Origin of the sequence: Streptomyces sp. 8N706 (assembly GCF_052245415.1) — a bacterium.
In the GTDB taxonomy this organism is placed as follows: domain Bacteria; phylum Actinomycetota; class Actinomycetes; order Streptomycetales; family Streptomycetaceae; genus Streptomyces.
This window is the reverse complement of the sequence record NZ_JBQQBW010000043.1, coordinates 44,310-57,556: the sequence shown is the minus strand read 5'-3', so window position 1 is coordinate 57,556 and position 13,247 is coordinate 44,310. Positions and strand designations below refer to the sequence as shown.

General features: G+C 71.0%; 10 protein-coding genes and 1 pseudogene. 1 reads left to right on the top strand and 10 read right to left on the bottom strand.

Annotation, left to right across the window (positions count from 1 at the left end; genetic code table 11):
* The 7 genes and pseudogenes from ACTWQE_RS18270 to ACTWQE_RS18240 form a co-directional block, all read right to left on the bottom strand.
* Nucleotides 1-1,236: beta-N-acetylhexosaminidase (locus tag ACTWQE_RS18270; RefSeq protein ID WP_443330026.1), on the bottom strand; the 1,236-nt coding region annotated here is incomplete at its 3' end.
* Between the two features lie 4 nt (nt 1,237-1,240).
* Nucleotides 1,241-2,206 carry a carbohydrate ABC transporter permease gene (locus ACTWQE_RS18265; protein WP_443330025.1) on the bottom strand — a complete coding sequence of 322 codons (966 nt, stop codon included), beginning with the start codon at nt 2,204-2,206 and terminating at the stop codon, nt 1,241-1,243.
* Nucleotides 2,203-3,156, bottom strand: coding sequence for a carbohydrate ABC transporter permease (locus ACTWQE_RS18260; RefSeq protein ID WP_443330024.1), 954 nt, complete (start codon nt 3,154-3,156; stop codon nt 2,203-2,205). Before ACTWQE_RS18260 ends, ACTWQE_RS18265 begins: the two co-directional genes overlap by 4 nt.
* Complete coding sequence (locus tag ACTWQE_RS18255) at nt 3,153-4,451, bottom strand: extracellular solute-binding protein (RefSeq protein ID WP_443330023.1); 1,299 nt, start codon at nt 4,449-4,451, stop codon at nt 3,153-3,155. The genes ACTWQE_RS18260 and ACTWQE_RS18255 overlap by 4 nt, the downstream gene beginning before the upstream one ends.
* A gap of 726 nt (nt 4,452-5,177) precedes the next feature.
* Nucleotides 5,178-5,339 (bottom strand): annotated as a pseudogene (locus tag ACTWQE_RS18250) (S41 family peptidase); the annotation flags it as partial.
* A 57-nt stretch (nt 5,340-5,396) separates the two neighbouring features.
* A complete protein-coding gene (locus ACTWQE_RS18245) occupies nt 5,397-5,696 on the bottom strand; it encodes a DUF3039 domain-containing protein (RefSeq protein ID WP_443330022.1) in 300 nt (99 codons plus the stop codon).
* A 29-nt stretch (nt 5,697-5,725) separates the two neighbouring features.
* A complete protein-coding gene (locus ACTWQE_RS18240) occupies nt 5,726-6,304 on the bottom strand; it encodes a YqgE/AlgH family protein (protein ID WP_443330021.1) in 579 nt (192 codons plus the stop codon).
* A 242-nt stretch (nt 6,305-6,546) separates the two neighbouring features.
* Here ACTWQE_RS18240 and murA point away from each other — a divergent pair, with 242 nt between their 5' ends.
* Nucleotides 6,547-7,890 carry a UDP-N-acetylglucosamine 1-carboxyvinyltransferase gene (murA, locus tag ACTWQE_RS18235; protein ID WP_443330020.1) on the top strand — a complete coding sequence of 448 codons (1,344 nt, stop codon included), beginning with the start codon at nt 6,547-6,549 and terminating at the stop codon, nt 7,888-7,890.
* 163 nt (nt 7,891-8,053) lie between these two features.
* On the opposite strand, the gene ACTWQE_RS18230 is transcribed toward murA, so the two are convergent.
* From ACTWQE_RS18230 to ACTWQE_RS18220, 3 genes are all read right to left on the bottom strand, one after another.
* Nucleotides 8,054-8,335, bottom strand: a complete 282-nt coding sequence (locus ACTWQE_RS18230; protein WP_030875040.1) for an HU family DNA-binding protein — start codon at nt 8,333-8,335, stop codon at nt 8,054-8,056.
* 314 nt (nt 8,336-8,649) lie between these two features.
* Nucleotides 8,650-10,083: an NAD-dependent malic enzyme gene (locus tag ACTWQE_RS18225; protein WP_443330019.1), complete on the bottom strand. Its 1,434-nt coding sequence runs from the start codon at nt 10,081-10,083 to the stop codon at nt 8,650-8,652.
* A 500-nt stretch (nt 10,084-10,583) separates the two neighbouring features.
* The gene (locus ACTWQE_RS18220) at nt 10,584-13,076 is read right to left on the bottom strand and encodes a HelD family protein (RefSeq protein ID WP_443330018.1); all 2,493 of its coding nucleotides are present in this window, start codon (nt 13,074-13,076) and stop codon (nt 10,584-10,586) included.
* Between the last annotated feature and the right edge of the window lie 171 nt (nt 13,077-13,247).

Below are 13,247 nucleotides of genomic sequence, written 5' to 3'. Positions count from 1 at the left end.
ATAGACCTGCTGCTCGGGGCACATGACGACGTCGTGGCCTGCCCGCGCTGCGGCGACCCCGCCCGCGTAGCCACGCCAGGAGGAGACCGCCGCCCCGTCGGCAAGCCCGCCCTGCAGGATCTCGTCCCAGCCGATGAGCCGGCGGCCGCGGTCGGCGAGCCAGCGGTCGAAGTGCCGGATGAACCAGCTCTGCAGCCCGTCCTCGTCCCTCAGCCCCAGCTCCTCGATACGGGCGCGGGCGGCCGGAGATGCCTTCCACTGGTCCTGGGGGCACTCGTCGCCGCCGAGGTGGACGAAGCGGCTGGGGAAGAGGTCGAGGACCTCCTCCAGGACGCCCTCGAAGAAACGGAGGGTGTCGTCGGTGGGGGCGAGGACGTTCGGATTGATGCCCCAGGTCGTCCAGACGCCGGAGGGCGGGGGCGAGGACGCGGCGGGGACATCGACGTTCCCCAGCTCCGGGTAGGCCGCGATGGCCGCCTGCGAGTGGCCGGGAATGTCGATCTCCGGGACGACGGTGACATGCCGCTCGGCGGCGTACGCGACGATCTCCCGGATGTCGTCGTGGGTGTAGTAGCCGCCGTGCGGGCGCTCGTCCCAGAGCGGCGAGGCCCGGTGCCCGTACCGGGTGCGCTCCCGCCAGGCACCGACCTCGGTGAGCCTCGGGTGGCGCCGGATCTCGATCCGCCAGCCCTGGTCGTCGGTGAGGTGCAGGTGCAGCACGTTGAGCTTGTGCGCGGCGAGCAGGTCGACATAGCGCAGCACGCCGTCCTTCGGCATGAAGTGCCGGGCCACATCCAGCATCAGCCCGCGCCAGGCGAAGCGGGGGCTGTCCTCGATCGCCACGCACGGTACGGACCAGCCGCGCCCGGGACGGAGCGGCGCCCGCCGGAAGGCGTCCGCTCCCGGTGAGATCAGCTGACGCAGCGTCTGGGCTCCCCAGAACGCACCGGCCGCGTCGGCGGCCGCGATCTCGACGCGGATGCCGTCCACGCTGAGCCGGTAGCTCTCCGGCCCCAGGTCCCGCGCCACGCGGGGATCGAGGCCCAGCACGATACGGCGGTCGTCCGCACCGCCCGGCAGGAGCGGCAGGCCGGTCGCGGCCCCGACGGTGGACCGCAGCCAGCGGGCGGTCCCTTCCGTGCCGGGCCGGGCCTCGACACACGTCCGGTCGTCGAGGGGGTACGGGGTGCCGGCGGGCCCGTCGTGCACCCGGCGGGGCCGTGGGATCAGCTGCATGCGTTCAGTCCTTCACCGCGCCGCCGAGGCCGGAAACCAGGCGGCGCTGTATGAGGACGAAGAAGACCAGGACGGGCAGGGTCATCACGGTCGACGCCGCCATGATCCCGCCCCAGTCGTTCTCGTCGGGTTTGAAGAAGACGAGCAGGGCCATCGGCAGGGTGGAATTCTCCGTGGCGCTGATGATGAAGGATTTCGCGAACAGGAAGTCGTTCCAGGCGGAGATGAAGGAGAAGACACTCGTCGCCACGAGCCCCGGGAAGACCAGGGGGAAGAGGATCTGCCACAGGAAGCGGGCTCGGCTCGCGCCGTCGAGACAGGCCGCCTCCTCCAATGCCTCGGGCACCGCCTTCACAAAACCGCGGAGCATCCAGATCGCGAAGGGCAGCGAGAAGGCGATATGCGGCAGGATCAGCGAGCCCAGGGTGTTGAGGCCGATGCCCGGCACCGTGCCGCCCAGGTCCCGCATCAGGAAGAACAGCGGAATGGTCAGCGCCTCGACGGGCACCGTCTGGGCGACGAGAAACATGATCAGAAGTGTGGTGCGGAACCGGAAGCGGAAACGCGTCACGGCGGTCGCGGCCAGGAAGGCGATCAGCGCGGAGACGATGACGACCGTGCCCGCGACGGCCAGGCTGTTGAGGAAGTAGCGCCCGAAGTCCTGCTGTTCCAGGACGCGCCGGAAGGCGTCCAGGGAGGGGTGGAGGGTCCAGGGCCGGGGCTCGGCGGACCGCACCTCACCAGCGGGTTTGAACGCCGAGAGGACCATCCAGTAGAGCGGGAAGGCGACCGCGGCGGCGACCAGCAGCGCGGTGGCGTCGGCGGCCGCCCGCCACGGCCGGTGGATCCGCCCGCCTGCCCGCCTCCGTATCGTCCTCCCTGCTTCCGTTCCCCGGTCCGGACCGGTTCCGGAGCCCGTCCTCGGCTGCTCCGGCCCCGTTACGGCCCGCGCCGGCGGCGAGAAGGTCATAGGTCCTCTCCCTGTCGTCGCAGAAGCCGCAGATAAACCAGCGTCACCGCCAGCAGGATCAGCAGCATGACGACGCCGATCGCCGATCCGAGGCTGTACTGCGAGGACGCGAACGCCTTTTGGTAGGCGTAGACATTGAGCACGAGGTTCTGTCCGGCGATACCGCCGCCGTTGGTCATCACATAGATCTGGGTGAAGACCTTGAAGTCCCAGATGATCGACTGGATGGTGACCACGACCAGGATCGGGCGCAGCATCGGTGCCATGACACCGCGCCAGATCCGCCACGCCGAGGCGCCGTCGAGCGAGGCGGCCTCCAGCACCTCACCCGGAATGGCCCTGATGCCCGCGTAGAGCGTCACCATCACGAACGGGAAGGAACACCAGACGACTTCGAGCAGTACGAGCAGAAAGGCGCTGTAGCGGTCGTAGGTCCACGCGTAGCCGTCGAATCCGCTCAGCCCGACAGAGCTCAGGACCTTGTCCACCGGTCCGAAGTCCGGGTCGAAGAGAAACACCCAGACGGTGGAACCGGTGACGGCGGGCATGGCCCAGGCCCCCAGCGCCGCGAGCAGCAGAGCCAGCCGGGGTACGGCCCGTACGCGCGTGAGCAGTACGGCGAGCGCGCAGCCGACGGCGAGGGTCGAGACCACGCAGGCCGCGGCGAACAGCACGGTCGCCAGGAGCACCTGCCAGAACTGTCCGTCGCCGAAGAGCTCCGCGTAGTTGCCCAGGCCGCGGAAGGTGGTCGGTTCACCGCCGCTGACCTGGGCCTGGGTGTACTCGAGAAAGGAGATCAGCCCGAGTTGGTAGATCGGGTAGACCAGCAGCCCGCCCAGGACCACCAGCGCGGGGGCGAGATAGAGCCAGGGCGTCCACCCGCCCCCGCCCGTGACACCGGTTCCGGTACGGGGTGCGGTGGCCGCTGCGGTACGGAGTGCGGACCTCACCGCTGGAAGGCCTCGTCCATCTTCCGGGCCGCGTCCCGTGCGGCCGGTCCCACCTGTTCGTCGCCCCGGACGATCTCCTGGAACATCGTCGGCAGCACCAGCGAGCTGTCGATCTCCGCCCAGCCCGGTGAGGCGGGGACGAACTTCGTACCCGCGTCAAGGGTCTTCACAAAGGGGGCGACGAACGGCTCCTTCCGCGCGACCGCTTCCCGGACATCGGTGAAGGTGGGCAGCGTGCCCATCGCCTCGAAGAGCTTTTCCTGCGTCCTCTTCCCGGCCAGGGTCTTCATCAGGTCCACGGCCAGGGTGCGGTGCGAACTGCTCTTGAGGACGCCGAGGTTGTTGCCGCCGGCGAAGGCGGGAGCGATCTCGCCCGCCGTGACGCCCGGCAGTGGCACGACCGCGTACGTGCCCTTGACCTTGCCGTCCTCCATGGCCTGGTGGCTGAAATCGCCGCCGATCGCCATGGCCGCCTTGCCGGAGGCGAAGGCGGTGACCGTGTCGTTGCCGCCCATCCCCGCACACTTCGCCGCCGGGCAGTTGTCGTCACCGAAGAGCGACGTGTAGGCCTTGATGCCCTTCCGGGCGGCCGGGCTGTCGAGGGCGGACCCGTACGAACCGCCCTTCCGGCGGGCGAGTTCGCCCCCATGGGCCCAGATGAAGGGCAGCGCGCCGTAGGTGTAGGCACCGCCGACCGCGAGTCCGTAGAGCTCGGGCCGCTTCGCGCGGACGGTCCGGGCCGTCTCCGCAAGTCCGGTCAGGGTCGTGGGCGGCTCGAGGCCGAGCTCCTGGAAGACGTCCGTGCGGTAGTACAGCGCCCGTACGCCGACGAACAGCGGGGCGCCGTAGATCTTGCCGCCGACGGTGACCGACTCCCTTGCCGTCGGGTCGGTGTCCTTGGTCTCGGCCCAGTCGCCGAACTCCCCGGTCACGTCCGCGAGTCCGCCGTCCCGGACGTATCCGGCGGTGTCGGTGTTGCCGTACTCGATCAGGTCGGGCGCGCTCTTCGGATCGTTGAAGGCCGCTTTGATCTTCTGGGCGCGGGTGTCGACGGGTATGTACGTGACCTGGACGTCGACGCCCGGGTGCTTTCTGCCGAAGGCGGCGACGGCCTCGTCGACGACCCGCTCCTTCGGTGCGTTGCCGACCTCCTGGAAGAGCCAGACACGCAGGGTGCCGATCTTCTCGTCCCGCTCGGCGCTGTTGTCGGCGGTGGACGGCGCGCAGCCGGTGGCGCTGAGCGCGGCGAGGGTGAGTACCGCCGTCAGGGCGGCGACACGGACGGAGAGCTTCACGAAGGGACTCCCGCGAGTTGGCGTTGCACCTTGCGCAACGAACGTTTCGTGATGCACAACAGGCAGGAGGCTAGGGAGGGTTCACCCCGGCCGACAAGAGGTCTCCACCAGTTCGTGACAGGCGGACGCGGCCCGTGCAACACGAACGGCCCCCGGGACGCGCGTCGCGCACCTCCCAGGGGCCGTTGAAGCACCGCGGCGGACCGGCGCCCCGGCACGGCGCGGCGCGCACGGCCGGACCCGGCGTCACCGCAAGCTACGGCGCGCACGGCCCGACCCAGCGTCATCGCACGGCGAGGCCGGTCCCGACCGGCGAACACGAGCCAAAACACGGCGTGGTCGCCGCCACGATCACGGCCACGCGCCACCGCCCACCAGCACCGATGCGCCGTGGATGCCGTGCTCCGGCGTCGCCGCGGACCGCGGCTGCACCCGGGGGCCGCTGAGTGGCGGCGCCCCCTTGCGCTCCCGGGACGGAAGTGCGGTTCGACGCGCGCCGGCGAGGCGCACCCCAAGCCGGTGCGGCCGCCTGCCGATCGGCGGCCGCGGGCCCACCGAGGCGCTGCCGGCGCTGCGTACGGCCGGGCAGAAGGCCGGACGGGGCCTGCGACGCGGGTGTCCGTCGACACGGACGCCGCCGGCACATCGCCGGCTTCCCGCGGCAACCGGGAGAGGCCGTGCCGGCTCTCTCCCCCGGTTGCGGTCACTTGATCAGGAGCGGGGAAGCCCGTCGACGAGCACGACCAGCGGCCTGGCGGTGTCTCCGCCCTTCCGCGCGTAGAGGGCCCGCTGCTCGCCCCGTACGTCGTACGTGGTCACCAGGCCGCCGTCGAGGAAGGCCGAGGCGGCGGTGACGGCCTCGGTGACCAGGCCGCCGGAGCCCGATCTACCGACGGCGTCCGGACATGTCTCCCCGCAGGGGACCGGCCCTGCGGGGAGAGGGGGCTACTTCTTGTCGCCGCCCTTGCCGCTCTTGTCCTTGTCCTTGTCGCCACCGGCGCCCATGGACTCGTAGATCTCCTTGCACATCGGGCAGACCGGGTACTTCTTGGGGTCGCGCCCGGGGACCCAGACCTTGCCGCACAAAGCGACGACGGGCGTGCCTTCCAGCGCGCTCGCCATGATCTTGTCCTTCTGTACGTAATGGGCGAAGCGCTCGTGGTCGCCGTCGCCGTTCGACACCTGCGGCGTCGGCTCCACAAGGGTGCCGGTCCCTGCCCCGCGCTCGGGCTCAAGAGTGCTCATAACGGCAAGGGTACTCAAACCGCTTGCGCTCAGTTGAGACTCGGGTCGTCCGGATAGGTCGCTACCATCGCCAGCTCATTGCGCTGCCGCCGCAGTACGGCCCGCCACAGCTGCTCGGGATCCGGCGACGACACGTCCCCGGGCTCCGACTCCACCACGTACCACGCACCCTCGACCAGCTCGTCCTCCAGCTGGCCCGGCCCCCAGCCCGCGTAACCGGCGAAGATCCGCAGCGATCCGACCGCCGCCGCCAGCAGCTCCGGCGGCGCCTCCAGGTCCACCAGGCCGATCGCCCCGTGCACCCGCCGCCAGCCCAGCGGCGCCTCTCCCACGACCGTCCCCGTGTCGCCGGGCACCACCGCGACGCCCAGCGCCGAGTCCAGCGACACCGGGCCGCCCTGGAAGACCACCCCCGGTTCCCCGGCCAGCCCGGCCCAGGACTCGAGGATGTCGCCGACCCCCACGGGGGTCGGCCGGTTCAGCACGACGCCCAGCGAGCCCTCCTCGTCGTGGTCGAGGAGCAGCACCACCGCGCGGTCGAAGTTCGGGTCGGCCAGCGCCGGTGTCGCGACTAGCAGCCGTCCTGTGAGGGAGGACACCTCGGTCATGACGACATGATCCCGCACCTTCGCCTTCCGCGGGGAGTCAACAGGACGACACGGCTGATGGCAGCACGGGGCGTACGGCGGCAGCGGGGGCGCGCCGCGGTGACCCTGCGGTGCCCCGGAGCGACGCAGCGTGGCATCACGCACCCACGACGTGCCCGTGGAGCACTCGCCCTTACGGCGGGGGGCCACCCGGCCCGTACCATTTGCTCTGGCCCCTGCCCATCTCCAGGAACGCGAGATCCATGACCGGCACCGACGATGTCCTGCTTGTCCACGGCGGCACCCCGCTCGAGGGCGAGATCCGTGTCCGCGGCGCGAAGAACCTCGTACCCAAGGCCATGGTCGCGGCGCTGCTGGGCAGTGAGCCCAGCCGGCTGCGCAATGTGCCCGACATCCGCGACGTACGGGTCGTGCGCGGGCTGCTGCAACTGCACGGCGTCACCGTCCGGCCCGGCGACGAGCCGGGCGAGCTGATCCTCGATCCGTCCCGCGTCGAGAGCGCCAATGTCGCCGACATCGACGCACACGCCGGTTCCTCCCGTATCCCGATCCTCTTCTGCGGCCCGCTGCTGCACCGTCTGGGCCACGCCTTCATCCCCGGCCTGGGCGGCTGCGACATCGGCGGCCGGCCGGTCGACTTCCACTTCGACGTGCTCCGCCAGTTCGGCGCCATCATCGAGAAGCGGGCCGACGGGCAGTATCTGGAGGCGCCGCACCGGCTGCGCGGCTGCAGGATCCGGCTCCCGTACCCCTCGGTGGGCTCGACCGAGCAGGTGCTGCTGACGGCCGTGCTGGCCGAGGGCGTCACGGAGCTGTCGAACGCGGCCGTGGAGCCGGAGATCGAGGACCTCATCTGCGTGCTGCAGAAGATGGGCGCGATCATCTCCATGGACACCGACCGGACGATCCGGATCACCGGTGTCGAGAAACTGGGCGGCTACAACCACCGCGCGCTGCCGGACCGTCTGGAGGCGGCCTCCTGGGCGAGCGCGGCGCTGGCGACCGAGGGCAACATCTATGTGCGGGGCGCGCAGCAGCGCTCGATGATGACCTTCCTCAACACCTTCCGGAAGGTCGGCGGCGCCTTCGAGATCGGCGACGAGGGCATCCGCTTCTGGCACCCCGGCGGCCCGCTGAACGCGATCGCCCTGGAGACGGACGTCCACCCCGGTTTCCAGACCGACTGGCAGCAGCCCCTGGTGGTGGCCCTGACCCAGGCGTCCGGGCTCTCCATCGTGCACGAGACGGTGTACGAGTCGCGGCTCGGCTTCACCTCCGCGCTGAACCAGATGGGCGCCCACATCCAGCTCTACCGCGAGTGCCTGGGCGGCTCGGCGTGCCGCTTCGGCCAGCGGAACTTCCTGCACTCGGCGGTCGTCTCCGGCCCGACGAAGCTCCAGGGCTCCGACCTGGTGATTCCGGACCTCCGGGGCGGCTTCTCGTATCTGATCGCGGCCCTGGCGGCCCAGGGCACGTCCCGGGTCCACGGCATCGACCTGATCAACCGCGGCTACGAGAACTTCATGAGCAAGCTGGTGGAGCTCGGCGCCAAGGTCGAACTCCCCAACGGCTCGCTGCGCGGCTGACCCGCCGCCGCGGCATGCGGCCATGTGCGGGCCCGGGGCACACCCCGGGCCCGCCGGGCGTGGACGGGCCGCCGGCGAACCGCGGCGGGCGACCCCCGTACGACGAAGGGCGGCCGCCCTCCCGGGGGAGGGCGGCCGCCCTTCGTCGACTGCTGTGGTCCTCTTACTTGCCCTTGGCGGCTTCCTTGAGCTTGGAGCCCGCGGAGACCTTCACGCTGTAGCCGGCCGGGATCTGGATGGGGTCACCGGTCTGCGGGTTGCGCGCGGTACGAGCGGCACGGTGAGTGCGCTCAAAGGTCAGGAAGCCGGGAATGGTGACCTTCTCGTCGCCCTTGGCGACGACCTCACCGATGGTCTCGGCGAGGGCGGCCAGGACGGCGTCCGCGTCCTTGCGGGTCACCTCGGCGCGCTCGGAAAGAGCGGCCACCAGCTCACTGCGGTTCATAGTTACTCCCGTGTTCATCTTGCCAATGAGGCGTGAGATCGAAGCCGATGCTGCCAGGGCCCTCGGACAGTCCCCGGACCCGGGTCTGATGCCAGACCCTCGCGCCCGCGATACGCATCCTGCCCCCACCTGTGGCGGGAAAGCCAATCCGGCACCCTTGCGAGTCACACGAAAAGCGCCACTGCCTCGTTGTGGTGACGCTCCGTCCACACCCGGCAGCACACCGCAGGACTCGCCTCGGGGTTTGCGGCACGTTTTTCTGCCCGTCACCCTATGGGGGGTGTCAGTGCCCCGCGCCCCGCGACGCGCCGTGCCTAGTCCTCCGTAGCCCCTGTCACAGCAGGCCCCGCGGCCTTTGCCGCGTCGCGGACCGCACCGGCGACAGCGCCCGCGACCTTGTCGTTGAAGACGCTGGGGATGATGTAGTTCGGATTGATCTCGTCCTCGGTGACGACATCCGCGATGGCGGCCGCCGCCGCCAGCATCATGTCGGTGTTCACCGTCCGTGACTGGGCGTCCAGCAGACCGCGGAAGACGCCCGGGAAGACGAGTACGTTGTTGATCTGGTTCGGGAAATCGCTACGGCCGGTGGCGACCACGGCGGCGGTCTGCCGGGCCACGGCCGGATCCACCTCGGGGTCCGGGTTGGCGAGAGCGAAGACGATGGCGCCGTCCGCCATCGCCGCGATGTCCTCGCCGTCGAGGACGTTCGGGGCCGAGACGCCGATGAAGACATCCGCGCCCGTCACGGCCTGCTTGAGAGTGCCGGTGACACCTTCGGGGTTGGTGTTGTCGGCGATCCAGCGGAGCGTGGACTCCGGATCGGCGGAGACCAGGTCCGTACGGCCGGCGTGCACGACGCCGTGAATATCGGCGACCACCGCGTGCTTCACGCCGGCGGCGATCAGCAGCTTGAGGATCGCCGTACCGGCCGCGCCCGCGCCGGACATCACGACGCGTACGTCGCCGATGGCCTTGCCGACGACCCGCAGCGCGTTGGTGAGCGCCGCGAGGACGACGATGGCGGTGCCGTGCTGGTCGTCGTGGAACACCGGGATGTCGAGGGCTTCCCGCAGGCGGGCCTCGATCTCGAAGCAGCGCGGTGCGGAGATGTCCTCCAGGTTGATGCCCGCGAATCCGGGCGCGATCGCCTTCACGATCTCGACGATGGCGTCGGTGTCCTGGGTGTCCAGACAGAGCGGCCAGGCGTCGATACCGGCGAACCGCTTGAAGAGGGCCGCTTTGCCCTCCATGACGGGCAGGGCGGCCTTGGGGCCGATGTTGCCCAGGCCCAGCACCGCGGAGCCGTCCGTGACCACGGCGACGGAGTTGCGCTTGATGGTGAGGCGGCGCGCGTCCTCGGGGTTCTCGGCGATCGCCATGCACACCCGGGCGACGCCCGGGGTGTAGATCATGGAGAGGTCGTCACGGTTGCGGATGGGGTGCTTGGACGCCATCTCGATCTTGCCGCCGAGATGCATCAGGAACGTACGGTCGGAGACCTTGCCCAGGTGTACACCCTCGATGCCCCGCAGCTCCGCGACGATCTGGTCGGCGTGCGCGGTGGAGGTCGCACCGACGGTGACGTCGATCCGCAGCTTCTCGTGGCCCGACGCGGTGACGTCGAGACCGATCACCGAGCCGCCGGAGGATTCCACGGCGGTGGTGAGCTGACTGACGGCCGTGCCACTCGCCGGAACCTCCAGCCGGACCGTCATCGAGTAGGAGACGCTGGGCGCCGTTGCCATGGCGGACTTCCTCTGCTTTCCCTTGTTCGCGTTGCGCGCGACCACAGGGTTGCCGGGACGCGCTGTCCGATCGTCGCACCTACCAGCCGGTACACGGTAACCAGGCCCACGTATCGGAAAAGCGCTTTCACTCAGCGAGAGGCCCGGAGGTTCGCATCGCCGCCGGCCCCGAACGCACGAGGGGCGCCCCTCTCCGCTGAGAGGGGCGCCCGTCGTCATCGTCTGGACGGCACCGACCCGCCATGCTCGCCTCGCGGCAAGTGGTCGCTCGAAGCGACTGAGGTTGGGCCCGGGGGCTTGGATCGGGCCGGTGCCACACTCAGGCTAACAAAGAGTCCCCGAAAGTCATTCCTGGTGCGCCAGTTGATCCGACAAGGGCCCCGATCAGCCGCACCTCCGGTCCTTGATCAGCCCTTGTTCCTCGTTGAACCGTCCTTGATCAGCCCATGATCAGCGGTTGCCTGGTCCGGGCATGCTTGATCGGTCCTTGCATGCCGTGATCAGTCCCTGAGCAGATCCGGGACCCCGTGCGCGTCCGGAGCGTCCCGCTCCCCGGAGAGGACCGTCAGACGCTGAGTGGCCCGGGTCAGCGCCACGTACAGCACCCGCAGGCCCGCCGGGGACTCGTCCGCGATCTCGGCGGGCGCGACCACGACCGTCGCGTCGTACTCCAGCCCCTTGGCCTCCAGGCTGCCCAGCGCCACCACTCGCTCACCGAGACCGGACAGCCACCGCCGGGCCTGCTCGCGCCGGTCCATCGCCACGACCACGCCGACCGTCCCGTCCACCTCGTCCAGCAGCCGCTGGGCCTCCTCGCGTACAGCCGTGCCGAGGTCGTCGTCCGCGGCCCCGCCGCGCTTCGCCGCCGCGCCCCGGCTGCCGTTCGCCACCGGGCCCCGGCCGCCGTTCGTTCCCGGGCGCTGTCCCTGGACGGCCACGGCGCGCTGCCCGTTGCCCGTCACGGCGAAGCGGGGCACGGTGCCGGTCGACCGGACCGCCTCCGGGGATTCCATGCCCGGCATGGCCAGAGCGAGGACCTTCGCCGCGACCTCGGCGATCTCGGCCGGGTTGCGGTAGTTCACCGTCAGGGTGAACCGGCGGCGCGGGCGGTGGCCGAGCGCCTCGTCCCGGGCCTCGGCCGCCTCCCCCGGATCGGACCAGGAGCTCTGCGCCGGGTCACCGACGACCGTCCACGTGGCGTGCCGGCCGCGACGGCCCACCAGCCGCCACTGCATCGGGGTGAGGTCCTGCGCCTCGTCGACGATGACATGCGCGTAGTCCGTACGCTCCTCCTCCAGCCGCTCGCCACGGCTGCGGCGGGCCGAGCTGCGGTCGGCGAACGTGGTGACCTCGTCCAGGCCGGTGAGCTGGTCGAGCGGGTCGGCCTCCCGCTTACGGGCGCGGGCCGGCGTGCCCAGCAGCACCTGGAGCTCGTCCAGCAGCGCGACGTCGTGCACGGACAGCGGACCCTGGCCGCTGCTGTCCAGGCGCCCGAGGGAGCGGGCCAGCATCCGCACCTCACGCTGCTCGAGCACCCGCCGGGACCAGCGGCCGAGCCGCCGCTCGTCGGCCATCGCGGCCAGCACCCGGCGCGGGCTCAGCTCGGGCCACCAGGCGTCGAGGAAGTCGACGAAGGAAGGCTCGGTGGAGACGTCCTCGTCGAACGCCTCGCGAGCTTCGGCTGCCAGCTCGGGGTCGGTGTAGCGCTTGCGGGCGCCGGACTTCTCCCACAGGGCGTCGAGGAGGAGGCGCCGGGCGCGCGGGCGCAGCAGGTTGACCGGCGCGGTCCCGCCGAGCGTGGCCTGGCGGATCCGCTGGAGTTCCGCGGCGTCGAGCTCGATACGGCCGCCGAAGGCCACTACCCGGAGCCGCGTGGGCATCCCTCCCCCACCCGCGGCACCCTCGCCCGTGGCCCCCTTGCCCGCCGCGCGCTCGTCCGCCGCCCCGGCCGGCGGCGGCAACTCCAGAGCGCCGCGCGCCGCCTTGCGGAGCACCTTGACCATGCGCGAGGAGCCCTTGATCCGGGCGACGGCCGGCTCGTCGTACGTGGTGGCCTCGGCGCCGTCGACCAGCGAGCCGACCGCGCGGATCGCCACCTGCCCCTCCTCCCCCAGGGACGGCAGGACGCCCTCGGTGTAGGCGACCAGCAGCGGGGTCGGGCTGACGACCAGGATGCCCCCGGCGTAGCGGCGCCGGTCCTGGTAGAGGAGGTACGCGGCGCGGTGCAGCGCGACCGCTGTCTTTCCGGTGCCGGGCCCGCCGCCGACCTCGGTGACGGACGCCGCCGGGGCCCGGATCACCAGGTCCTGTTCCGCCTGGATGGAGGAGACGATGTCCCGCATGGCATGGCTGCGGGCCCGGCCGAGCGCGGCCATCAGCGCGCCGTCGCCGACGACGGGCAGCTCACCGCCGTCCAGGGTCGCGGTCAGCTCGGGTCTCAGCAGGTCGTCCTCGACGCCGAGTACCTTGCGGCCCTTGCTGCGGATCACCCGTCGCCGTACGACCCGGCCGGGCTCCTTGGGGGTCGACCGGTAGAAGGGAGCGGCAGCCGGCGCCCGCCAGTCGATGACGAGCGGGGAGTAGTCGGCGTCGAGCACTCCGAGCCGGCCGATGTGCAGGGTCTCCGCGATCTCGCCGTACGCACCGGAGTCATCGGTCCGTACGGCTTCGTCGGCCGGCTCCACGGAGGTGTACGCGCCATCCGGCCCGCGCTTGCCGTCCTTGCCGGGCAGCAGGTCGATCCGGCCGAAGAGGAAGTCCTCGAACTCGCTGTTGAGGCGGTTGAGGTGCACCCCGGCGCGGAAGACCTGCGCGTCACGCTCGGCGAGCGCGCCGGGCGTACCGACCTGGCCTCGGCGGACGGCGTCGTCCATCAGGAACTCCGCCTCGTGGATCTTCTCCTCGAGACGCCGGTACACCTGGTCGAGGTGGTCCTGCTCGACCCCGATCTCGCGGTCCCGTACCGAATCGACTGCGGCATCCTGCGCGGCCACCCGGGTCCCCCTTCTGACGTGCTGGGCAGCCGTCAACCGTACGCCACGGGGGCGTGACGTGCACGCCTGTGCGTCCGGGTGGAGGGGGAGGGAAACCGGGTGGAGGGGGAGGGAAAAAGAGGAGCGAGGCAGGGGTGCCACGCCGCGGCGGCTTCAGCCGTCGGCACGGCA

What these genes read in the sequence shown, in the direction of transcription:
- ACTWQE_RS18225 (WP_443330019.1), bottom strand. Translation starts at nt 10,083, where the DNA reads ATGGCAACGGCGCCCAGCGTCTCCTACTCGATGACGGTCCGGCTGGAG.
- ACTWQE_RS18265 (WP_443330025.1), bottom strand. Translation starts at nt 2,206, where the DNA reads ATGACCTTCTCGCCGCCGGCGCGGGCCGTAACGGGGCCGGAGCAGCCG.
- murA (WP_443330020.1), top strand. Translation starts at nt 6,547, where the DNA reads ATGACCGGCACCGACGATGTCCTGCTTGTCCACGGCGGCACCCCGCTC.
- ACTWQE_RS18245 (WP_443330022.1), bottom strand. Translation starts at nt 5,696, where the DNA reads ATGAGCACTCTTGAGCCCGAGCGCGGGGCAGGGACCGGCACCCTTGTG.
- ACTWQE_RS18240 (WP_443330021.1), bottom strand. Translation starts at nt 6,304, where the DNA reads ATGACCGAGGTGTCCTCCCTCACAGGACGGCTGCTAGTCGCGACACCG.
- ACTWQE_RS18230 (WP_030875040.1), bottom strand. Translation starts at nt 8,335, where the DNA reads ATGAACCGCAGTGAGCTGGTGGCCGCTCTTTCCGAGCGCGCCGAGGTG.